The following is a 24,524-nucleotide window of genomic DNA, read 5'->3' on the forward strand; positions in this document are numbered from 1 at the left end:
CAGGGATTACCATACCAACATTGTCACCTGACAACCACACTTTTCCACCATCTATCCGAACGACCTCCATCTCCATCTCTTCTTTGAGGAAAGAAACTCCCCCGGAATGAGAACGCTGCCTTTATTTTCTGACCGATAGTTGCAGGTTTCCCGGTAAACTTCACATGAATGTATTGGCTTTGATCCGAATTCTGTAAACGATAGGTCAGGCGCTTGGAATTGATTGCAGTCTGAACTTGTTCCTGCTCTGCAAAAATACAAACTCCATCCAAACTATAAAATCCTATTTCGGTATATCCCGTTATATCCTTTCTATCAACGCCGTTTTCAGCATAATCCGTTTTTGCGCAAGAGGCGAAAACCAACAGGTATGCCAATAATACATATATTACTTTCATAAGCGAATAAATTTAAGATCATTACTTTCTAATAGTTGCCGACAATGTTTCTACCGATCCATCCTTATAAGTCACTTCGGCCGTAAGCACTTGCCCGTTCAGGTTCTTATTCACTATATCGATTTCCTGTCCATCCACCTTTAGCTTGTAAGAAGCGACATCAGCCGGCAAATTCAACAGTTGCACCAACGCATATCCATCCACTTGCTGATATTTCAACAGAGGGAACTCTCCCGTCACAAGCTTAGTTTTGACATCATCTTCCCACAACACACTGTCATCCGACTTCAGCAACGCTACATGGTATGTTGTGCCGGGAACAAGATTTTCAACCAGCGTATAATCGCTTTCCGAATCAAGCGGCTGACGCACTACCTCGGTCCCGTCCTTGTCTGTCACCGACAACACTCCCGTCTTATCAGCTCCGTTACCCCAACTAATAAATAACTCCTGTTGTCCTTCGACAAGACTGGAAATTGCCAGCCCATTTTGAGCAGCGATGAAATCAGGATATAATAATGGATTGGGATTGTAGAACCCGTTTGCATCCAGTCCTAAATAACGGGAAAAATAAATTCCTCCAAGCTCCCACATTTCAGTATTCGCATCGTAAACAGCTCTCGCCCCACCGGGAACAACGCTAAAACGCCCGGTAATGGCATACGTATCATATTTCTTGAATACCTCATAAAAAGTCTTATACCAATTCTTCGGATACCAGGAGTAACTCTCAAAAAGACTCTTGAACTCGGCAGCACTAACCGGTGTACCGGCATTCGCCTTTTCAGCTATCAGATTAAGATATTCGTAGATTTTCATTCCGGCTGTATAACCATTCTTGGTTCCCCATTCTCCCAACGCATCGGCCACATGAGGATTCAAAGCACGCACCATAGAGAATTCCGTGCAAATCAGTTTTTTGGTTACACCGTACTTATTGCGGATGATCCGGAAATCATCTTCCGCCTGATTGATATTCAATGCGTGAACATGCAGGTCGAGTCCCACCACATTAGGATTATTATTAACCACAGAGACTACCGCAGGAACCGTTTCGCTCTTCGGCAACTCGGACACACGGTTCAATGCCCCTGCATAAATGTCAAATGTCCAGCCATTCGCCTGCTTCCAAGTAGTCAGCCGATTGGCAAACTCATTCAGGAATGCCCGGTAATCATCACCGTCGGCATGACAAAGATCGGTATCCAATGCATTTTCCCACTCCGGTTCGTTACCCATAACCAAAATGTCAATGTTCTGCGCCATCTGATAAGTTTGCAATAACACTTCCGTTGCCCGGAATATGTACTCCATCTCCTTCGTCCCTACTTTGGGAACCGTATCGGTATATAATTCAAAAGGTATTTTCAGGCTTAATATGAACTTCACGCGGTCGCCCAACGCTTTCTTGGCCTGGATAAATTTCAGTGTGGGAATATGTGTCTTAATGGCTTCTTCTTTCACGCCTACAATTTTCCCGTTTTCATTTTGAAGAAACAGAGCGGGGACATTGACAAACCCTCTCACCCAATTCACTTTCGACTGCTTCAGCATCTCTATTTCCGTAATCGGGTAGTCTATATTTTCATTATAGTTCGCCCCCAAATCCTGCGCCTTTGTTCCCATTGAACATAAGAACAGCAATACAAACATTAAAAAAGCTTTCATTTTCATATACATACTTCAAGGTTAATTGTCCGACATCGAACAGAACAAAGGTAGAGAAATAAATCCCGGTAGAATAGAACGATTGTTTTATCAACGGGATTTATGTTCAGAATAAACATTTGACCTTATTTTAATGGTTCTTCTTCTACTTCACTGCGATAATAACCATCCACTTCGGCAAAGAAATTTTGTTTCAGAGAATCCAGAAGTTCGGGGTGTTGGGCCGCCTCGTTCTGATGTTGAGTCCGGTCGGCTTTTACATTGAACAATCCGTATTCGCCCAGGTTGCCTAATTCATTTCCGGTCAGGTTGCGTTCGGAACCTTTATAAGGAGGCATCATGATCCAGTCGCCCGAACGGTAAGCCATACGTCCCTGCGCTTCCAATACTACATCTTTGCGGGCAGTTGAAGCTTTTCCGAAGAAAGCATCGAGGTAATTCCGGCTATCCAGCCCTTCCGGCAAATCGGCATGTACCATTGAACCCAAAGAAGCAAGGATATCCACCTGGCAAACCAGCGCATCGGATACAACCGGCTGAATCTTTCCTTTCCAATAAACAAACAAAGGGATATGCGTACCGCCATCAAACAGACTGTACTTGCCTCCGCGAAGTCCTCCTGCAGGAAGATGATTGCCTGCCAACTCCGGAGCACCGTCTTTGTAGCCGTCATTCAATACAGGACCGTTATCGCTGGAGAAGATAATCAGTGTGTTTTCCAGCAATCCTTCTTTCTCCAGGTGAGCAAGCAATTCACCGACACACCAGTCCGCCTCAACGATAGCGTCACCACGAGGCCCCATAGTTGTTTTGCCCACAAAACGCTGGTGAGGAGCGCGGGGTACATGAGGTTCGTGCAGGCCGTAGTACAAGAAGAAGGGAGCATCCTTGTGTTCGGTTACAAAATTCTTCACCTTATCTACAAAATAGTCGGCCATGTCCTCGTCTTTCCAACGGGCTTTCTGGCCACCTTTCATATAACCGATACGGGGTATTCCGTTTACTATGGAGTTATTGTGTCCGTGTGCCCACTGCATCTTCAACATCTCCGGGTGAGAGATGGCAGTCGGTTCTCCTTCAAAATTCTTCTCGTAACTCACTTCGATGGGATCAGCCGGATCGAGTCCCACGACATCGCCGTTTTCCACGTAAACGGTCGGCACACGGTCATTGGTTGCCGCAATCAGGCAAGAGTAATCGAAACCGATTTCCCTGGCACCCGGTTTGACGGTTTCATTCCAGTTGACATTTCCGTCGCCCATACCCAAATGCCATTTTCCGATAGCTCCGGTCACATAACCACATTGCTGCATCATCTTCGGCAAAGTGAACTGATGCTCATTGATGATAAGAGGAGCATCGCCGGGCAGGATTTTTGCATCCTTATTTTTCCACGGATACATTCCGGTCATCAAGGCATAACGACTGGGAGTAGACGTCGCCGAAGTGGCATATCCATTCGTGAAGCAGACTCCTCCATGAGCCAGACTGTCGATATTCGGGGTATGAATGGTAGTCGATCCATAAGCGCTGACATCGCCAAATCCCAGATCATCGGCAAGAATCACAATCACATTCGGTTTCTCTTCTACTTGCTGCGAGGTACAACCTACCAAAGACAATGTAGGAACAAGATAGATTAATTTTTTCATCATATTATGCAGTTAATAACGATGCAAATTTAGCCACCGCTTATCTATTTATATAGAACAAATGTTTAATAATGGGGAGTCATGTCCATCCTATACTTATTCCCCCGAAAAATACATCTTTTACCTCATGAAAATACCCAAAAGAGGGTGTCAGTTCTTCTTTGGGATATTATTGCAACTATTTGGTTCAATATCAAAAAACAGTCTCTATAAGATTATCTACCTTTGTTTCTATCAAAAACTCCTACGAATCACCGTCCGGAAAAGAAGAATTATCATCATACTATTTACTCAAAAAACACACTATCATGAAAAAACTCATTCATACTTTGGCACTACAAAGTATAAAAGTAAAACTCTTGGGGCTATTACTCTTTTTAGCGGGAAACTTACAGGCCTGTTCCGATGGAAGGAACCGCATCCATTCAAGTCAATGCGGATGTGCTCTACTTTAACGGTACGGGAGAGACGCAGGAACTGCAGATAGAATCTTCAGGGGAATGGACCGTCACAGTGGCCAAAGGGGGAGAATGGTGTCATTACAAGATGAAAGAAAATGCACCTTCTGTCCTGTCCGTATCCACAGACGCCAATCAAACCGGGAAAGAACGCCTGACCCGGTTAATCATCTCTTCCGGCTCCACAGAAAAAAGAGTGGAAATCTATCAAAGGGCAGCCTCATCCTCCACCACCCCCACTTATCCGCAAGTGGATTCAGATCTGCCTCTTTCTTCATTAACCGATGAACAGGGGAATATTCTGCCTGATTTCAGTAATATCGGCTATATGGGTAGCGAGCAGGAGATTCCCGATGTAAAAGTGGTAGAAACCATCGAAGCGCCCGCAAACGGGGCAGATGCCACCCGGTTAATCCAGAATGCGATCGACAAGGTAGCTCAAATCACTTCCGCAACCAATGGTTTCAAAGGAGCCATCCTTCTGAAAAAAGGACGTTACAGCATTTCAGGAACGTTGAACATCCAATCATCAGGAATCGTACTTCGTGGTGAAGGAGAAGATTCTAAAACGGGAACCGTATTGATTGCCGCAGGAAAAGGACAAAGAACTCTCATTAAATTCGAGGGTACGGGTTCTTCTTCTCCCAGTAGTCCTTCTCTATTCAATATAAAGGATGATTACGTTCCGGTAGGACAGTTCTGGGTGAGGGTTTTAAATCCGTCCTCTTTTCAGGTAGGGGATGAAGTGACCATCTATCGTCCCGGAACCGCCCAGTGGATCAGTGATCTGAAAATGAATCAGATTCCGGAAAGAACCACCGGAGACCCTATTGTGCAATGGACTCCCGAAAGCTACAACCTAAGTTACGAACGCACCATCACTCATATTATAGACGATGCGCTGCACTTCGACAATCCCATCATGATGGCTATGGAAACCCCATATAATAAAGGTGCCGTATTCAAATCGAGCTTCAAAGGAAGAATCAACCGGTGCGGAGTTGAGAATATGCTGATAGAAAGCGAATATACGTCTGATACCGATGAAGACCACGGATGGGTTGCCATAGAATTCAATAAGATGGAGCAGAGCTGGGTGCGTAATATCACTTCCAGGTATTTCGGCAACGGACTGGTTAGTTTGAACTCCGGAACCCGGTATGTAACAGTGAAAGACTGCAAATGCCTGGATGCAAAATCTATCATTACCGGTGGAAGACGCTATTCTTACAATATGAATCAGGCACAGCAGTGCTTAGTGATAGACTGTGAAGCCACCGAGGGACGCCATGACTGTGTTACGGGCAGCAAGGGAGTCGGTCCTAACGCATTTGTCAGGGTCAATATACGGAATGCACATGGGGACACAGGCCCTCACCAGCGTTGGAATGTAGGCACGCTCTATGACAACATCAACAGCGACAGTCCGATCAATATACAGGATCGCAGTAACTGGGGAACAGGACACGGCTGGGCCGGAGCCAATCAGGTACTCTGGAACTGCACCGCCAAAGAAGTATGTGTTCAGAATCCCTGGGTATCAGCGAAGAATTATAGTATAGGAACTAAAGGAACCAAACATGCAGGAGACTTTAAGAATCCGGTTCGTCCGGACGGTGTTTGGGTAAGGGCCAATGCCACCGTATCACCTGCCTCTCTTTTCGAAGCACAACTGGAATTACGCAAGCGGACGGGAAGACTTTATCATTAAAGAAGTTGCACAAAAGAAGTTGACGCATTATCTGTCAATTACATACAACAATCCCCTTATTTCAACCCTGTCTTATCAATTAAAAGGGAGAAATAAGGGGATTTTCTTTAGAGGAGTTTCAACCTGTGAGATGTCTATTTACCGATTACCGCATCCCAAGTCGTTGCAAAACGGAAGTTACCGATGTTTCCTTTATAGTTCTTGCGATACCTGTAATAGATTGACTTCAGCCCGTTTTTCAGTTCATCTCCTTCGGCATTTGCAACCAGCCCATTTGCCGGTTCGCCCTGACTCAAATCCGGATTGACATACAAAACAGCCTGCTTCTTGTCATAATCCACTTTCAGTACCAATAAATGCGTCTGATTATAATCGTAAGTTTCAGTACCCTCGGTACAATCCGTACGTACCGCCACACCGAATTTAATCTTGTCTTTCCCTTCACCGGCCACAAACACTTTGCCGCGCACGGCCCTGCTAAGCGGATTAATATCCAAGCCTGCAAAATCATAAAACTTAGTGGAACCCAGTTTCTCGAAATTGACCAGAAAAGCCAGATAATACGCACCACGGGCATACTCCTTATTACTCTTCGTCAACGGATAAACACTCACCCGGTTCAACTGCCCTTCGCCCGCCAGATTAATCGACGGTCCGCCCTCATTGTAACCTTTATAAGAAAGCGGCTCACCGATAACAGGCCCCTCTTCCACTTCCACCGCTTTCGCATTGAACGCACCATACCAGGTATTGAAACGCGGTGTATCCTGATCGCTCGTATAAACTCCCTTTTCCAACTGATCCCCGGGTTTATACCCTTTCAACAAATTATTCCTCAAGGATTGTGCATGCCCCATCAGAGCAACAGCAACCATGATTACCAATAAACATACTTTCTTCATCATTCGATATTTTATTTAGTTTGGATAAAACACTTATTTCTGATAATAAAGGTCGAAAACGATGGTAGCGTCGGCAGCATCATTGGAGCCATCCAGTTCATTGATCTGACGAATCAGCATAATACCTATCTTACCGTTCTTCGAACTCTTGAAAACAACTACGCCATTCAGATCGAACCGGTCTCTTCCCACAGACTCACCAGGCTTGATGCTCTGCACAGTGATACGGTCTATCTTCGAAGTTCCATCGAACAAAGCCGGAGTCGCCGTTTCCGAAATTTCCGCCAACTGATCGTTTCTGACTAAATCTATAATGTTCTTCTCCTTTTCGATGCTTTCCTGAAGCACGAGGAATTTAGTCTGAATATCGGCATATCCCGGGAACATCGTGACAGCAGTCTCTTTATCCTTGGCATCATCTTTGGACGTTGTGAAAAGATTCGTCCCGTTACATCTGAAGTTCCTAAGATTATGAGCAATCTTATCGAAATTACCCAAAGCAAAAGCAGGACCGGAATAAGTGTTTGCAATCAAATCTATTTCCGAACGGCGTTTCTTGTTCTCGTCGGCATTTAATGTAGGATCGTCGTTCATGTAGCAGGCAGTCTGTATATCCAACTGGCCGGCATCGGTCACTGTCAACAGACAGCCGAAATCACGATTCTGTGCACTTCCCATCATTTGATTTTTGAACACCAGCACTTTGGCTCCGGGTTCGGGAGGCGTCACTTCTTCTTTCACCGTGCAAGTCACCGCATCAAACATCACCTCTTTCGCTTTGCCATTCATCGTGTAAGCCACTATCAAAGAATAAGAGCCTACCGGCATATTCTCCGGAACGGTGAAAGTCAGATTTCCACTTGCCAGACTACTGTTGGTCATCGGAGTATCTTCGATAGTAAGCAGCTTACGCAGGCTGACTTTCGTTACCACCACCTCTTCCCAGTTACTCATTCCCACCGTTACCGAAGCACCGGCTTTCAAACTACCCAGAGTGGCTTTTGCAGCATTCACGTCTGCAAGCTCAAGTTCCTTTTCTTCGGGTTCCGGCTCCGGTTCCTGCACTTCAACAAACCGCTGATAGGTATATGTTTTCTCCGTTTCCGGACTGCCCGTATCATATCCGTAAGTAATCTCTACCGTATTGCCGTCCTCACTTAGTTTGAACCGGTGCTTGTCTCCGCTCTGATAAATCAATACCGATTCATCCACCACACGATATTTGCCCTGCAAATCCACATGTTCGAGTGCCTCCGTTTCTATATTATAGGTACAGATGTACGAAGTGTGATCGGCATTGAAGGTCGCTACAAACTTCTGTGATGTGCTTTCGCGTGTCCAAATTCCCTCCAGCAGGTTATTTCCCAAGTTCTTATCCCAGTCATCGTCCTTGTCGCAGGATACAAACAGGCAGGACGTAAGAGACAGTAATACATAAGACACCAGATGCAGTGTCCGATTAAAAAGAATGCTTTTTTTCATAATAATATGTTTTTCAATTCAACAAATTCTACGATGGTAAAAATAGACACTTCCTTTCCAATCTATTTTCTAATATGCACCAAAGAATTGCAGATTCCTTTTCGCACTTATAATTTTCCGTCGAAACCTTATAAGAATCGTTCAACTATCTATCTGATAGGGAAAAGGGTACAAAATAATGGGAGTCTTTGGGAGGTATTTTACTGTTTTTTGCTATTTTTGTTGCAAGTAAAAACACTCTTTCCTTAAAATCATCCACTTATGAAAAGACTTTTTTGTACATTGCTGTTTGCTATTTCCGTACAGTTTCTTTTTGCCAATCAGCCTTATCATTTCTCTCATTTGTCTGTCAAAGATGGATTATCCCAGCTGAACGTCACCTGTATCTATCAGGACAAATTAGGATATATATGGTTTGGTACACGCAACGGACTCAATAAATTCAACGGAAATTCCTTCGAGGTTTACTGGAACCATGCCGACGATCCGCACAGTATCAGTAGCAATATCATTAATTGCATGGCGGAAGATGCAGAAGGCAACCTGTGGATAGGCACAGAAAACGGCCTGAACAGGCTCGACAAGAACAAGAACGAGTTTAAGCGGTATCATATCAACCAGCAGGAAAACAAGGACAAGAACAAGATTACCTCACTTTGTCTTGACCAGCAGGGTACCTTATGGGTAGGAGCCGCCTCTGAAGGACTGTTTGCCTACACTCCCCAAGGAGATTCCCTGAAAAACATCTCCACCAAAGAGCTAAAAGGGAACTGGGTAAATGACATTATTGAAAGAGACCACAAACTCTACATCGCCTCCTACAACAGAGGACTGCTTATCTACGATTTACAGCAGCAGGCAGTAGTCCGTTCCTTCCAACAGAATTCCGAATCACTGCCTATCCCGTCAAACCGGATCAGAAAAGTGCACATCGACAGAAAAGGAAATATATGGCTGGGAAACGACACACACGGCGTCTATGTCATCAAACACGATCCGGCGGAAGTGGTGTGTTACAATACCCGGAACGGACTATCCAACAATAACGTCCGTTGCATCAACGAGTCTCCCTCGGGTGAAATATGGATAGGCACTTTCGACGGTCTGAACATCCTCAATCCGGTGACCAACCGGATACAAACCTATCGCTACGGCACACAGGGCACATTGAGTCATCATTCCATCTACAGCATTCTGTTCGACCGGATGCAAACCATCTGGATCGGAACGTATGCAGGAGGTATCAGCTACTATAACCCTTACGGACATCTCTTCGACTTTTACAATCCCAGCTCATCCCTAAACAAAACTCTGGGTATCTTAGGCCCTGCCATCGAACACGACAGAACTTTATACATCGGAGCCGAAGGAGGAGGATTGATTACTTTCGACCTCGAACAGCAGACTTTCCAGCAATACATACTCCCGCACAATCCCGGTGAGTCGATGCAAAGCGTCATTAAAACCGTCTATTACGACAAGAACCGGATTTTATGCGGAACGAGCATCGGGGAAATCTATGAATTCAACCTGCACAATCACCATTTCTCACTGATCTTTCAGAATAATGACCGGAATCCGATTTACCACATCAGTAAAAGCATTTCCGGAGAACTGGTTGTAGGTTCTACAAGTCCGAAAGAGGGACTGATGTTTATTTCAGATACCCCATCGCTCCATGTGCAGACCGAATTTGCCGTAAAAGGCGAGGGCACTTTCCGTTTTGCCAGTGTCATCTGTGTATGCGAAATCAGTAACGATGTGTTTCTAATCGGCACCAAAGAGAAAGGTTTATTCTTTTATGACAAGATCAATCACTCCCTGCTTTCCTACAACCACACCAACGGACTAACCGCCAAACATATCAGCAGTATTCTAAAGGACCGTTCCGGCAGGATATGGATCAGCAGCATGGATGGCGGACTAAGTGAATTCAACATCACGACCGAGCAATTCACCACCTACAATGAGAAAAGCGGCTTGCAAAGCAATCAGGTTTGCAAAGTGGTGGAGGGAGCCGACAACAGTTTATGGATCAGCACGCTAAACGGCATTTCGAGATTGGACCTCCGTACCCGGAGCATCACCAATTACAACAAAGAAAGCGGAATACAGATACAGGAGTTTTCTCCCTGTGCAGGATTCCGCCTGTCCGACAACCGGATTTTCTTTGCCGGCAACAACGGTTTTACCCTGTTCAACCCCAATGATATTGTCACCAACCCCAACGTCCCTCCTATTATATTGGACAAACTATATATCAACAACAAACTGGTATGCCCCAATGACGAAGAGAATGTACTGCAGGAGAACATCTCCACCCAAAAGAAGATCGTACTCAATCATAATCAGACCAATATAACCATTGAATACTGTGCGCTGAACTATATCTTCAACAGCAAGAACGAATATTCCTACAAACTGGAGGGATTCGACTCTGACTGGAACAAGGTCGGCAACCGACGTACTGCCTACTACACCAATATTCCGGCCGGAACTTACCACTTCATCGTGAAAGGCTCCAACAACGACGGAATCTGGAATGAACAGGGAGCCACACTGGAAATCGTTGTCTTGCCTCCCCTGTGGAAGACCTGGTGGGCTTACTTGATATACAGTGTCGTCGCCATTGCCCTGATCGCTTTCATTATCCGCTATTTTACGGAGAAGAAACGCCTGCAAAACAACATCAGGCTCAAACAAATGGAAGCGGAAGTGCACGAAGAGTTTTATCAGGAACGAAACCGCCTCTTCACCAACTTCTCACACGAACTGCGTACGCCGTTGACCTTAATCATGGCTCCATTGGAGGAATTCGTAAAACGAACGGATCTGGTGGATGATGTCCACTACAAATCCCAGCTAATGCTGCGCAACGCGCAGCGCCTGCTCCGTATCGTCAACAACCTGATGGATCTGCAAAAGAATGAAAGCGGAACCATGAAACTACAAGTTTCCGAGCATGACATCGTCAAGTTCACACACGAAGCGGTAAGCTCTTTTCAGGATCTAGCACTGTACCGGAACATCCATTTAAGGTTCAAACATGCCGTAGACGAGCAACCGGTGTGGTTCGACTGGAACCTGCTGGAAAAAGTTTATTTCAACTTTCTCTCCAATGCTTTCAAGAACGTACCGGACGGAGGTTCCATACGAGTGGAACTGAATGTGAAATCACTCTCCGAACTTGCTATCTTCGTGCCTGCCAGACTGAACAAGTATAAGGACCCGGAAATAAAATACCTCACCGTATCCATTCAGGACAACGGTGTCGGCATTGATCCCGACGAACTGGAGAAAATCTTCCGTCCTTTCTATCAGGTAGCACAAAACGAACATTCCAAATCGGGAACGGGCATCGGACTAAGCCTAAGCAAAGCCATTATAGAAATGCACCACGGAGTGATATGGGCAGACAACGCTCCCGACTCCGGCGCAGTCTTCCAATTTGTCCTGCCTATCGACAAAAACGGTTTCGACCCGGAAACGATGGTAGAATCATCCGCCAATGAAACCGTATTATTTAATGTGGAACTTCCGGACACTGCTTTCGAAGCCGAGCATTCGGGCAAGAAGCAGGCCACGATTCTGATAGTAGAAGACAATCGCGACCTGAACAACTATATCTGTTCCTGTCTGGCGGATAAATACAACGTAATAGGAGTGACTAATGGTGAAGAAGCGCTCGCCAAGGCCATCAACCTGTTGCCAAACCTGATTATCACCGACCTGATGATGCCGAAAATGAACGGTATCGAACTGATCCGGCAACTGAAGAAAGACATGAATACCAGCCATATCCCTATCATCATGGTCACTGCCAAGACGGGTACGAACGATATTAAGGAGGGATACGCCGCCGGAGCGGACGAGTACATCACCAAACCTTTCGACGCTTCGATATTGAAAGTCAGAGTGGACAACATCATTCAAAGCCGGGAAAGGCTGAAAGACCTGTACAGCAAAAACTTCTCTCTCGAATCCCTGGGAGTGGATATGACATCTGTGGACGAGAAATTTATGCAGAATCTATATGCCACTTTGCAGCAGAACATTGCCAATTCCGATCTGAATCTGGATGCTTTCTGCAGAGAACTCGGTTTAAGTAAATCGAACCTCTACCGGAAAATAAAACAGATCACCGGATATTCGCCGAATGAGTTTATCCGTAACTTCCGGTTGGAAACTGCTGCCAAGATGCTGAAAGAGACAGATATGACAATTACAGAAGTATATTGTGCGGTGGGTTATAACAGTCTGGCCTATTTCTCCAATTGCTTCAAGGCATTGTACGGCGTTTCACCAACCGAGTTCAAGAACAAAGCGGAGGGGAAATAACACCTACTGTTATCCTTCAATACGATTAAATGTTTGATTGTTGCACCGTAACAGATTATTATTTCATCGTTGTATCTAAGGTTTTTCAGTGCAGAGATTAAGGATTTTCAGTGCAGGAATTAGTGAACTTTTATGCAGTCGGGTAGTCGTCCCGTTGTAAGGTGACAATAGTCACCTTATAGAATGATAAATATCACCTTATAAGATGACATTAGTCACTTTATAATATGACTACCTGTCTTTAGAAGGATAAGAAACTCTAAAGATACAAAATTAAACAGTAAAAAGCAAGAGGGAGACTGGAAATATTGCCTCATCGGCGGAACGGATGGATTGCATTTCCGCACGTTAGTTTGTAATATTCCACCATACGTTTGTAAAATGACGTATTTTTCAGGGAGTGTCCGTTTTTACAAGCATTAGAATAGCCTGTGTAATCGACTCTCGTCGGAACGTCCTATTTTTGAGTCAGAAAAACATCGTCGGAGTTTTGTCTCTGCGATCGAAGTAGTTATCAGAAATAGAACAGAAATCTTTTATTTAACAATTTATTAAACTAATATTTATGAAACAGAAAGTAGCTTTCATGCTATTGGTTATTTCGTTCTGGTGTACATCTGCTATTCAAGCACAGACGGGAAGCCAAATTACAGGTAAAGTTGTCGATGCCTCCGGAGAACTCGCAGGAGTCAGTGTGGTGGTAAAAGGAACAACAAATGGAGTGACTACAAACATGGACGGCGAATTTAAATTAGGAAATGTAAAATCCGGCGACGTTCTGAAATTCTCTTTTGTAGGTTATAAAACCCAGGAAGTGAAAGTGGGCAATAAGAAAAGATTCGATATTGTAATGGAAGAAGATGCCCAGACATTGGAAGAGGTAACTGTAGTGGCTGTGGGTTACGGTGACGTCAGAAGACGGGACCTGACCGGTTCTATCGGCAAGGCCAATATAAGTGATATGACGAAAACCCCGGTAAACAATATCGCGGAAAGTCTGGGTGGCCGTATTGCCGGTGTACAGGTGACTTCTACCGACGGAGCTTTGGGGGATAACTTCAATATCGTCATCCGCGGAGCGGGTTCGCTGACGCAAAGCACGGCTCCTCTCTATGTAATAGATGGATTCCCGCAGGAAAATTCCAGCATGAGCGCCCTCAATCCGAATGACATCGCATCTATCGACATCTTGAAAGATGCGTCCGCCACAGCTATTTACGGTTCACGCGGTGCCAATGGTGTCGTCATCATCACCACCAAACAGGGACAGGCCAGCAAGGCGAAAGTGACTTATAACGGAAGCGTCAGCATAAGTAAAGTCAACAAAACGATGGATATGATGAGCGGTTATGATTTCGCTTTGTTACAACAGGAAATCATGTCGGCAGACGACTTCTCCAATTATTATCTGAAGAATGGCGTCACTCTGGAAGATTACAAAACTTTTAGAGATTATGACTGGCAGGATGAAATCTACCGTACAGCCGTCAGCCACAATCACTATGTGGGATTGAACGGCGGTAGCGACAAAATGAAATATTCGGCTTCGCTCTCTTACAGCAACCAGCAGGGTATTGTTATCAATACGGATTTGAGCCGTTATCAGGGACGTTTCAATTTCAGCCAGCAAATCAATAAGAAGATAAAGGTAAATGCGAATGCGAATTTCGCCAGTAACGTGCAGAACGGAGTCAGTCCGTCGGCACAGGCTTCGTCGATGTCTCATTCCTTATTATACAGTGTTTGGGGATACCGTCCGGTTTCTCCGTCGGGTTCCGACCTGTTGGCGGCCATGTACGATGAAGATGTGTCGATGAGCGATGACTATCGTTTCAATCCGGTACTTTCCGCACGGAATGAATACCGCCGCAACACGACTAATCACCTGCAAGCCAACTTAGGAGTGGAATGGGAAATCATCAAAAACCTGAAATTCAAGACTACCGCCGGATATACGGGACGGGACATCAAAAGAGAAGAGTTCAACGGCAGTCAGACCCGTACAGGTAACTCGCATCCTAAGAATACACAAAGCAAGGGTATCAATGCCAAGCTGACTCAACAGGAAACCAGAAATTACCTGAATGAGAATACGTTGACTTATCAGTTCAACAAGAACAAACACAGTTTCAACGCACTGGCCGGTCTGACTTTCCAGAAATACTCCGATTATACGACCAGTATCACGCAGGATTACATCACGAACGAATCTTTCGGCATGGCAGGTATCGGTAAGAGTGAAGCTACTCCGACGACCACTGCATCGCTGGGCGACAACGCTATGATGTCTTACTTTACCCGTTTCAATTACAATTATAAATCAAAATATTACGCAAACTTTACCATACGTGCCGACGGCTCTTCCAAGTTTGCCAAGGACAATCGCTGGGGATACTTCCCATCCGGTTCGCTGGCATGGACTTTTTCACGTGAGAGTTTTGTAAGCGGGAATCTTCCCTGGCTATCAAACGGTAAATTACGCGCAAGCTGGGGTCTGACGGGTAACAATCGCATCGGAAATTATGATTACATGGCGCAGCTGATTACACACAGCGACTACTATAAATATCCGTGGGACAGCTCTTTCACTACTGGTTATGTACTGAGTTCCATGGCCAACCCCAGCCTGAAATGGGAGACGACCGAACAGTTCGACCTCGGTATCGATCTGGGCTTCCTCAAAGGCCGCATCAACCTGACACTGGACTACTATATCAAAACGACCAAAGACCTGTTATTGAACGCGGAAGTTCCGGCAAGTTCGGGTTATGCCACAGCAACACTGAATATCGGTAAGCTGCGTAACAAAGGTTTTGAAATCACCCTGGAAAGTACCAATATCACAACGAAAGACTTCACATGGAGCTCTAACTTCAACATTGCATTCAACAATAATGAAATTATCGCCCTCAACTCCGGACAGAAAGAAATGCTTAGCTACGTCAGATGGGATAATGCCTACAACAATATGCCTGCTTATATCAGCCGCGTAGGTGAATCTGCCGGAAAACTGTATGGTTACATCTACGAGGGTACTTACAAGTACGACGATTTTAACCAGACCACTAATTCGGACGGCTCCATATCATACAAACTGAAAGACGGAATCCCCAGAATCTCCGACAGTGTGCAACCGGGTGACCCCAGATACAAAAAACTGTCCAACGACGGAACCAACAAAATCACCGACGATGACCGTACCATTATCGGCAACGGACAACCGAAACACACGGGAGGATTCACCAACAACTTTGTCTATAAAAACTGGGACTTGAATATCTTCCTGCAATGGAGCTATGGAAACGATATTCTGAATGCAAACAGAATGGTTTTCGAAAATCCGAGCAACCGGACCAATACGAATATGTTCGCCTCTTACAACAACCGCTGGAGCGCAGCCAATCCTACCAGTGACATGCCGAGAGCGCAAGCTCTGGACGCCAAACATTACAGTTCTCTGTACGTGGAAGACGGCTCTTTCCTAAAGTTAAAGACCATCTCTTTAGGATACAACTTAGGAAGAAAAGCACTCTACAAACTGGGTATTCAGGCAGCCAGAGTGTACTTCTCCGCTGAAAATATAGCCACCCTCTCGGGATATTCCGGTTCAGACCCGGAAGTTTCCGTCCGCAACAGCGTATTGACTCCCGGATTCGACTGGTCTTCCTGCCCGCGTTCATTCAATGCATCATTTGGCGTAAACATAACATTTTAAAGAGTATTCAACATGAAAAAGATATATCGCAATTTAAAGACCGCTGTACTGGCATTAGGATGTATGTCCTTATTACTGTCATCCTGTTCAGACTTCCTGGATAAAAACCCGCATGATTTCGTCTCTCCCGAAATCTTCTACAAAAATGAAAGTGACTGTATGATGGCACTGGCCGGAGTTTATTGGACACTGGCTACCGACCATGTATACGGTGAGAGGTACTCGAATATCCTATCCAATACCGATGACTTGAGTTACTATGCCCGCCTGAACCAAAGCGGTCAGGTTTATACCAACTCACACAATTCAAGTAATAATGATATTTACCAGACGTGGACGCAGCTCTATTCCGGTATCAACAACGCCAACGTATTATTGGACAATATCGATGCAGCCAACATTCCGGATGCAGCCGTGAAGAACCGCATTAAGGGAGAAGCCAAATTCCTGCGTGCCTACTACCACTTTCTGCTTGTACAGAGCTGGTATGAAGTACCCATCCGCACAGAAACCGTGACCGACATCAATAACAGCTCCCTTGCGGCAACTCCGCATGCAGAAGCCATTGACTGGATTATCAAGGAGATGGAAGACTGCATCGACCTGGTGGATGACTCCAAATACGACCTGTCTCCATCACACGTCAAAAAGACGACTGTTCAAGGCATATTGGCACGCGTCTGCTTATGGCGTGCCGGATCGCCCTCCAATGGCGGCAAGGAGTTTTATGAAAAAGCGGCCAAGTATGCCAAGGCTGTGTATGACTCGCATAAGCACAAACTGTATCAGGGAGACATCTATGCGATCTGGAAAAACATCGCTTCCGACAAGTATGATACGGAATACAATGAAAGTATGTGGGAAGTGGAATTCATCGGTACCCGCGTAGACGGCAAGTTTACCTACTCACGCATAGGAAACACTATCGGAAACTGGCAGGAAAACACCTCTTCCACCGGTAAGGGATATGCCTACGGGTTCTATTGCGGTTCACTGATCTTATGGGATTTGTTCGAGAAAAACCCCGGTGACTTACGTCGCGACTTATCAATGGCTACTTACAAGCTCGACGCCAGCGACGCCGCGGTATACTGGAAAGATACGGAAATCGTGACACGCCGTTGCGGCAAATACCGCAGGGAATGGACCACTACTTCCCCTAAAGAGAAGAACAACGACCAGATCAACTATCCGGTGCTGCGTTATGCCGATGTGCTGCTCATGCTGGCCGAAGCCGAGAACGAAGCCGGTAAAGCTCCTACTGACCTGGCCTACGATGCAATCAATGAGGTACGCGAACGTGCCGGAATCGATAAAGTGGAGAACCTGTCATACGCGGAATTCCAACAGGAAGTGCGCGATGAAAGAGCCCGCGAACTCTGTTTCGAGAGTCTGCGCAAGTACGACCTTATCCGCTGGGGAATCTATTATGATGCCGCTCATAACAAACTGACTGAAGCCACGAACGACAAACGGTGGACTACCAGCGGGTATTATAAAGCAGCTAAAGAATATGCAGCCAATACGGAAGAAAGGCATCAGTTCCTGCCTATTCCGATGAAAGAATTGGGAGTGAACTTACTTCTGAAACAAAACTCTTATTGGAGTAACGCAGCAGAATAGTCTTATCTCCCCGTTTTGAGAAACATTATACCCCCAACAGAAAAACCATGAAACAGCTATTAATTACAATCCTTTTGTCAGGAAGTTGCGGATTTCTTGCTGCACAGAAAACAGTTAAAACACCTGCCATATATAAACCTGTCCGTACCGAGATGTATAAAAAGGGATGGATAGACTTTAACAAGAACGGGGTGAAGGACATCTATGAAGATCCTTCAGCACCTGTCGATGCACGCATCGAGGATTTGCTCAAGCAGATGACGCTGGAAGAAAAGACCTGTCAGATGGTCACTCTGTATGGATATAAGAGGGTATTAAAGGATGATCTGCCCACTCCCGAATGGAAGAACCAGTTGTGGAAAGATGGTATCGGAGCCATTGACGAGCACCTGAACGGATTTCAACAATGGGGACTTCCTCCATCGGACAATGAATATGTCTGGCCTGCTTCCCGTCATGCGTGGGCGTTGAATGAGGTGCAGCGGTTCTTTATAGAAGAAACCCGGTTGGGTATTCCTACCGATTTCACCAACGAAGGGATTCGTGGGGTAGAAAGTTACAAAGCAACGAACTTTCCTACTCAACTCGGATTAGGACATACCTGGAATCGGGAACTCATCCGCCAGGTCGGTGTCATCACCGGACGGGAAGCCCGTATGCTGGGGTATACCAATGTTTACGCGCCCATACTCGATGTGGGGCGCGACCAGCGGTGGGGACGTTATGAAGAAGTGTACGGAGAATCTCCTTATCTGGTGGCTGAACTGGGCATTGAAATGGTGCGGGGGATGCAGCAGGATTATCAGGTGGCTGCCACGGGAAAGCATTTCATCGCTTACAGTAACAACAAAGGCGGGCGTGAAGGCATGTCCCGCGTCGATCCGCAGATGTCTCCGCGCGAGGTTGAGATGGTTCATGTTTATCCTTTCAAGCGGGTGATCCGTGAAGCGGGATTGTTGGGGGTGATGAGTTCTTACAATGATTATGACGGGTTTCCTATCCAAAGCAGCTATTACTGGCTGACTACCCGCCTGCGCGGAGAGATGGGATTTCGTGGGTATGTTGTTTCCGACAGTGATGCTGTGGAGTATCTTTATACCAAACATAATACTGCCAAGGATATGAAAGAGGCGGTAAGGCAAAGCGTAGAAGCCGGATTAAATGTCCGTTGCACGTTCCGCTCTCCCGATTCTTATGTATTGCCGTTGAGGGAATTAGTGAAAGAGGGAGGATTGAGTGAGGAGGTCATCAATGACCGGGTACGGGATATTCTGCGTGTCAAGTTTTTAGTCGGACTGTTCGATCATCCGTATCAGACAGATTTGAAAGGGGCGGATGAAGAAGTGGAGAAAGCAGAAAACGAGGAAGTCGCCCTGCAGGCTTCCCGGGAATCGATCGTACTGCTGAAAAACGATCAAGACGTGTTGCCGCTGGATATTTCAGGTATCAAGAAGATAGCGGTTTGCGGACCGAATGCGGATGAATGTTCTTATGCATTGGGACATTATGGGCCGTTGGCGGTAGAGGTGACTTCCGTACTGAAAGGTATTCAAGAGAAGACGGACGGGAAAGCGGAAGTGCTTTATAGCAAAGGATGCGAACTGGTAGATGCGAACTGGCCGGAATCGGAATTGATTGATTTTCCGCTGACGGAAGAAGAGCAAAAGGAAATAGACAAAGCTGTCAGTCAGGCAAAAGAGGCGGATGTAGCGGTAGTTGTATTGGGAGGCGGACAGCGTACGTGCGGAGAAAACAAATCCCGCAGTAGTCTCGATCTGCCGGGGAGGCAACTTGACCTGTTGAAAGCAGTAGTGGCTACGGGCAAACCTGTCGTACTGGTGCTTATCAACGGAAGACCTTTGTCTATTAACTGGGCTGACAAGTTTGTTCCCGCCATTCTCGAAACGTGGTATCCGGGAGCGAAAGGTGGAAAAGCGGTAGCCGACGTGCTTTTCGGAGATTATAATCCGGGCGGTAAACTAACTGTCACTTTCCCGAAAACAGTGGGACAAATTCCTTTCAATTTCCCGTGCAAACCGTCTTCTCAAATTGATGGGGGGAAGAATCCGGGAATGGATGGCAATATGTCACGTGCCAACGGTGCATTGTATGCTTTCGGATATGGCTTGAGTTATACCTCTTTCGAATATTCCGACCTGAAAATAACTCCGGCAGTTATCACTCCTAATCAAAAGACGTATGTCACCTGCAAAGTGACAAATACAGGCAAACGGGCAGGAGATGAAGTAGTACAGCTCTATGTGCGCGATGTGTTGAGCAGCGTCACTACGTACGAGAAGAACCTGGCCGGATTTGAACGAATCCATCTGAAGCCGGGCGAAACAAAGGAAGTTTCTTTTCCCATTGACCGGAAGGCATTGGAATTGCTGAACGCGGATATGCATTGGGTAGTAGAGCCCGGTGATTTCACACTGATGGTAGGGGCTTCTTCTACGGATATTCGTCTGAACGGCACGTTAACGGTGGTTGACTGCATAAACGACTCTACTCCGCAAAGCAAGGAAAACGAAGCTCCGATAAGTGCAAGTACGAATCAGGAAACGGTGAATAACGTGGTGGATAACAACCCTACCACTTTCTGGGAGGGAAACAAAGGGGATTACATCACCTTTGCCTTACAGAACGAAGCGAAAGTGGACGGCATTTCCATTGCCTTTCATCGCGATAACGAACTGGAAACCGATTTTGAAATACAGCTTTCCAGTGGTGGCGGACAGTTCCTGACGGTGTACTCCGGCACAGTGAAAGAGTATCATAAGCTGTTGAACTTTCCTTTTAAAGGAACTACTGCCAGCGACCTGCGTATCGTGTTAGGAAGTGACAGAGTGGGCATTACAGAAATCAAATTACCTCAAATTAAAAAATAAGATATATGAAAACCAGACTATTCCTCTTACTTATTATGTATCTGTTTATTCTGCCGTCGGCATCAGCACAACAGAAAGAATATTCGTTGTGGTACAGTCAGCCTGCACCTAATGAAGGAGCTGAAAACATTGTAAAGAGTCGCGGATTCCCTTATGACAAATATTGGGAGAGATGGTCTTTACCCATAGGGAACGGATATATGGGGGCTTGCATATTCGGACGCACGGATACGGAGCGTATTCAGTTGACAGAAAAAACATTCGGCGTCAAAGGACCGTACAAGAAAGGGGGCATCGGCAACTTTGCGGAAATATATATAGAGGGTATTCACCATGACCAGCCATTGAACTACAAACGTTCACTGCGCCTCAACGACGCTATCTCCAGGGTAAACTACCAATACGAGGGTGTGAACTATACAAGGGAATATTTCGCCAACTACCCAAGCAATGTAATCGTCGTAAAGCTCAAAGCGGACCAACCCGGAAAGATTTCGTTCACTCTTCGTCCCGTGCTTCCTTACCTGCACGAATATAACGACGAAGGAACCGGACGTACAGGCAAGGTATCAGCGCAGAATGACTTGATTACCCTGACCGGAGATATACAGTTTTTCCGGCTTCCGTATGAAGCGCAGATTAAAGTAATTCCCAGTGGGGGACAGCTAAAAGCGATGAACGACGAATCGGGAAACAACGGAACCATCCGCATACAACAGGCTGACAGCGTAGTGTTACTGATTAATGCACAAACTGCTTATCAACTGAAAAGTTCGGTATTCACGGCATCTCCGGAAAATAAGTTTACCGGAAACGAGCATCCGCACCGTGCTGTCAGCCAATGCATACAGAAAGCGGCCGACAAAGGATATGAGGCATTGTGCAAAGAGCATATAGCCGATTACCAGTCTCTCTTCAGCCGGGTGGACTTGCGTCTTTGTGATGAGACTCCCGGTATACCGACTGACAGCCTGTTGCACGACTATCAGAGAGGAAAAGAAAGTTTATATATGGATGAATTATTGTTCCAGTACGGACGTTATTTATTAATCGCTTCGTCGAGAAAGGGTTCGTTGCCACCCCATCTCCAGGGAGCATGGAGCCAGTATGAATATGCGCCCTGGTCCGGAGGCTACTGGCATAACATCAATATACAAATGAATTACTGGGCTGCCTTTAACACGAATCTGGCGGAAGTATTTATTCCTTATGTGGAATACAATGAGGCTTTCCGTCAATCGGCCAACGAGAAAGCGACAGGTTATATCAAAAAGAATAACCCTGACGCCTTATCGGCCATCTCCGAAGAAAACGGATGGACCATCGGAACGGGGGCAAACGCTTTCTCAATAGATAGCCCCGGCGGACATTCGGGACCTGGAACGGGAGGATTCACCACCAAATTATTCTGGGATTATTATGATTTCACCAGGGATGAGGATATACTGAAGAAACACTCTTATCCCGCCATGCTGGGTATGGCCAAATTTCTTTCGAAAACTCTGAAACCGACAGAGGAAGGATATTTGCTGGCTGATCCGTCTTCTTCGCCTGAACAATATCATAACGGTACGACCTACCAGACGAAAGGTTGTGCATTCGATCAGGGAATGATTTGGGAGAGTTTTCATGATGTATTGAAAGCAGCGGATATCCTGAAAGAGGAGTCGCCTTTCCTCCGGACGATAAAAGAGCAGATTGGCAAACTGGATGCCATCCAGATCGGAGAATCGGGGCAGATAAAGGAATATCGTGAAGAAAAAAAGTATAGTGACATCGGAGATCCGCGCCATCGCCATATTTCGCATTTATGCGCACTCTATCCGGGTACGCTGATTAATGCGGAGACTCCCGAATGGTTGAAGGCGGCTACCGTAACTTTAAACAACCGGGGAGATAAATCGACAGGATGGGGTGTCGCCCATCGTTTAAACTTATGGGCACGGGTAAAAGACGGGGATATGGCATACCAACGATACCAGCTGTTATTGAAGAAATACATCCTCGAAAACCTGTGGAATATGCACCCGCCTTTCCAGATTGACGGAAACCTGGGAGGGACTGCCGGAGTAGCAGAAATGTTGATTCAAAGTCATGAAGGGTATATCAACCCGCTCCCCGCCCTGCCGGCTGCATGGAGAGACGGAAGTTATGAAGGTTTGGTAGCCCGGGGAAACTTTGTAGTTTCCGTTTTCTGGAAACAGGGACTCATGACTCAAATGGATGTCTTATCCAGAGCGGGTGGCGAATGCGTCATTCAATACAAGGATATTGCCAATTTTACAATCAAAGACGCCAAAGGAAAGAAAGTGAAAACTATCCGGGAAAGTAAGAACCGCATCAGATTTGCCACCCAAAAAGGAAATACCTATTACTTAAACCATTAATAAAAGATATGAGCCTGAAAGAACAAATAGCTATTCTGGCACTGGGAGCAGGTTTCGCCGCCTGCACTCCCCAACCGGCAACCAACCTCATTGAAGATAATATGGAGTTTGCACAGCAACAGCTCCGGTTTGCTTTTGATGAGATAGATTATGCCATCGTCAATGAGTCACCCGAAAGCCGCGCGAAACGGGAAAAGAACGGTTGGGGAGAACTGACCAACCCCCGCAATTCGGAACCGGACGGGACACTGAACCTGGTGCCGTCCAAAGACTGGACAAGCGGATTCTTTCCGGGAGAACTTTGGTTCCTTTACGAATATACCCAAAACAATTTCTGGAAAAAGAAAGCCCAGCAACATACTGATATATTAGAGAAAGAAAAGATGAACGGAAGTACTCACGACATGGGTTTTAAAGTCTATTGCAGCTTTGGCAACGGATACCGTCTGACGCAAGATGAACACTATAAAGAGGTCTTGCTGCAATCAGCACGCACACTCGCTATGCGCTTCAAACCGGCGGCAGGGATTATCCGGTCGTGGGATCATAGTACGGCCAAATGGCTATGTCCGGTGATTATTGATAATATGATGAACCTTGAACTGCTGTTCTGGGCTACTAAGGAGAGCAAAGACTCTACGTTTTACCGGATAGCGGTCGATCATGCAAGAACTACGATGAAGCATCATTTCCGGCCTGATTTCAGCAGTTATCATGTGATAGATTATGATACAATTACAGGGCAGGTATTAAAAAAGAATACTCATCAGGGCTTTGCCGATGAATCTGCCTGGTCACGCGGACAGGCATGGGCGCTCTACGGATATACGATGTGTTATCGCGAAACCCGGTTACCGGAGTTTTTGGAGCAGGCACAAAACATAGAGAAGTACCTCTTTACTCATCCCAATATGCCGGAGGATCTTATTCCTTACTGGGATTTCGATGCGCCCGGTATACCCGACGAGCCGCGTGATGTTTCAGCGGCTACGGTCATCGCTTCGGCACTTTATGAACTTAGCCTGTATGATCCTGAAAAGGGGGAACGCTACAGGAGCAATGCAGATAAGATCATAGAGAACCTGACGAAGCATTATCGCGCTACGCTAAAGAAAGACAACGGTTTCCTGTTATTGCACAGCACGGGTACCAAACCGACTAATACGGAAGTGGACGTACCTATTGTCTATGCCGACTATTATTTCATAGAAGCGTTGATGCGTAAAAACAAATTAGAAAAAACGGGTAAACTGTTTTAATATTAAATCATGTCGGTAAGAAAACGGAATATTTAATTGTTTA

Annotated in this window: 12 protein-coding genes; 7 read left to right on the forward strand and 5 right to left on the reverse strand. The window is 45.9% G+C overall.

Annotated features, from left to right (window positions below):
* Positions 1-23 precede the first annotated feature (23 nt).
* The 3 genes from NXX38_RS06120 to NXX38_RS06130 all read right to left on the reverse strand — a co-directional run bounded on the left by NXX38_RS06120 (position 24) and on the right by NXX38_RS06130 (position 3,718).
* Positions 24-398: a hypothetical protein gene (locus NXX38_RS06120; protein ID WP_258978821.1), complete on the reverse strand. Its 375-nt coding sequence runs from the start codon at positions 396-398 to the stop codon at positions 24-26.
* 21 nt (positions 399-419) lie between these two features.
* A complete protein-coding gene (locus NXX38_RS06125) occupies positions 420-2,078 on the reverse strand; it encodes a hypothetical protein (protein ID WP_258978823.1) in 1,659 nt (552 codons plus the stop codon).
* A gap of 113 nt (positions 2,079-2,191) precedes the next feature.
* Positions 2,192-3,718, reverse strand: a complete 1,527-nt coding sequence (locus NXX38_RS06130) for a sulfatase-like hydrolase/transferase (protein ID WP_148367802.1) — start codon at positions 3,716-3,718, stop codon at positions 2,192-2,194.
* Positions 3,719-4,123: 405 nt separating this feature from the next.
* Here NXX38_RS06130 and NXX38_RS06135 point away from each other — a divergent pair, with 405 nt between their 5' ends.
* Positions 4,124-5,887, forward strand: a complete 1,764-nt coding sequence (locus NXX38_RS06135; RefSeq protein WP_258978825.1) for a BACON domain-containing protein — start codon at positions 4,124-4,126, stop codon at positions 5,885-5,887.
* A gap of 134 nt (positions 5,888-6,021) precedes the next feature.
* On the opposite strand, the gene NXX38_RS06140 is transcribed toward NXX38_RS06135, so the two are convergent.
* Positions 6,022-6,792 (reverse strand): hypothetical protein, encoded by a 771-nt coding sequence (locus NXX38_RS06140; protein ID WP_217720797.1) that lies wholly within the window; start codon positions 6,790-6,792, stop codon positions 6,022-6,024.
* A 30-nt stretch (positions 6,793-6,822) separates the two neighbouring features.
* A complete protein-coding gene (locus NXX38_RS06145; RefSeq protein WP_258978826.1) occupies positions 6,823-8,271 on the reverse strand; it encodes a hypothetical protein in 1,449 nt (482 codons plus the stop codon).
* 261 nt (positions 8,272-8,532) lie between these two features.
* On the opposite strand from NXX38_RS06145, the gene NXX38_RS06150 reads away from it, so the two are divergent.
* From NXX38_RS06150 to NXX38_RS06175, 6 genes are all read left to right on the forward strand, one after another.
* On the forward strand, positions 8,533-12,609 hold the full coding sequence (locus NXX38_RS06150) for a hybrid sensor histidine kinase/response regulator transcription factor (protein WP_258978827.1): 4,077 nt from the start codon (positions 8,533-8,535) through the stop codon (positions 12,607-12,609).
* Between the two features lie 565 nt (positions 12,610-13,174).
* Positions 13,175-16,324 carry a TonB-dependent receptor gene (locus NXX38_RS06155; RefSeq protein ID WP_148367670.1) on the forward strand — a complete coding sequence of 1,050 codons (3,150 nt, stop codon included), beginning with the start codon at positions 13,175-13,177 and terminating at the stop codon, positions 16,322-16,324.
* A gap of 12 nt (positions 16,325-16,336) precedes the next feature.
* Positions 16,337-17,947, forward strand: coding sequence for a RagB/SusD family nutrient uptake outer membrane protein (locus tag NXX38_RS06160; protein ID WP_148367671.1), 1,611 nt, complete (start codon positions 16,337-16,339; stop codon positions 17,945-17,947).
* 47 nt (positions 17,948-17,994) lie between these two features.
* Positions 17,995-20,835 (forward strand): beta-glucosidase, encoded by a 2,841-nt coding sequence (locus NXX38_RS06165; RefSeq protein ID WP_258978828.1) that lies wholly within the window; start codon positions 17,995-17,997, stop codon positions 20,833-20,835.
* A gap of 5 nt (positions 20,836-20,840) precedes the next feature.
* On the forward strand, positions 20,841-23,222 hold the full coding sequence (locus tag NXX38_RS06170) for a glycoside hydrolase family 95 protein (protein WP_258978829.1): 2,382 nt from the start codon (positions 20,841-20,843) through the stop codon (positions 23,220-23,222).
* Positions 23,223-23,230: 8 nt separating this feature from the next.
* Positions 23,231-24,481: a glycoside hydrolase family 88 protein gene (locus NXX38_RS06175; protein ID WP_258978830.1), complete on the forward strand. Its 1,251-nt coding sequence runs from the start codon at positions 23,231-23,233 to the stop codon at positions 24,479-24,481.
* Positions 24,482-24,524: the final 43 nt, after the last annotated feature.

It is taken from the genome of Bacteroides sp. BFG-637 (genome assembly GCF_024793605.1).
In the GTDB taxonomy this organism is placed as follows: domain Bacteria; phylum Bacteroidota; class Bacteroidia; order Bacteroidales; family Bacteroidaceae; genus Bacteroides; species Bacteroides vicugnae.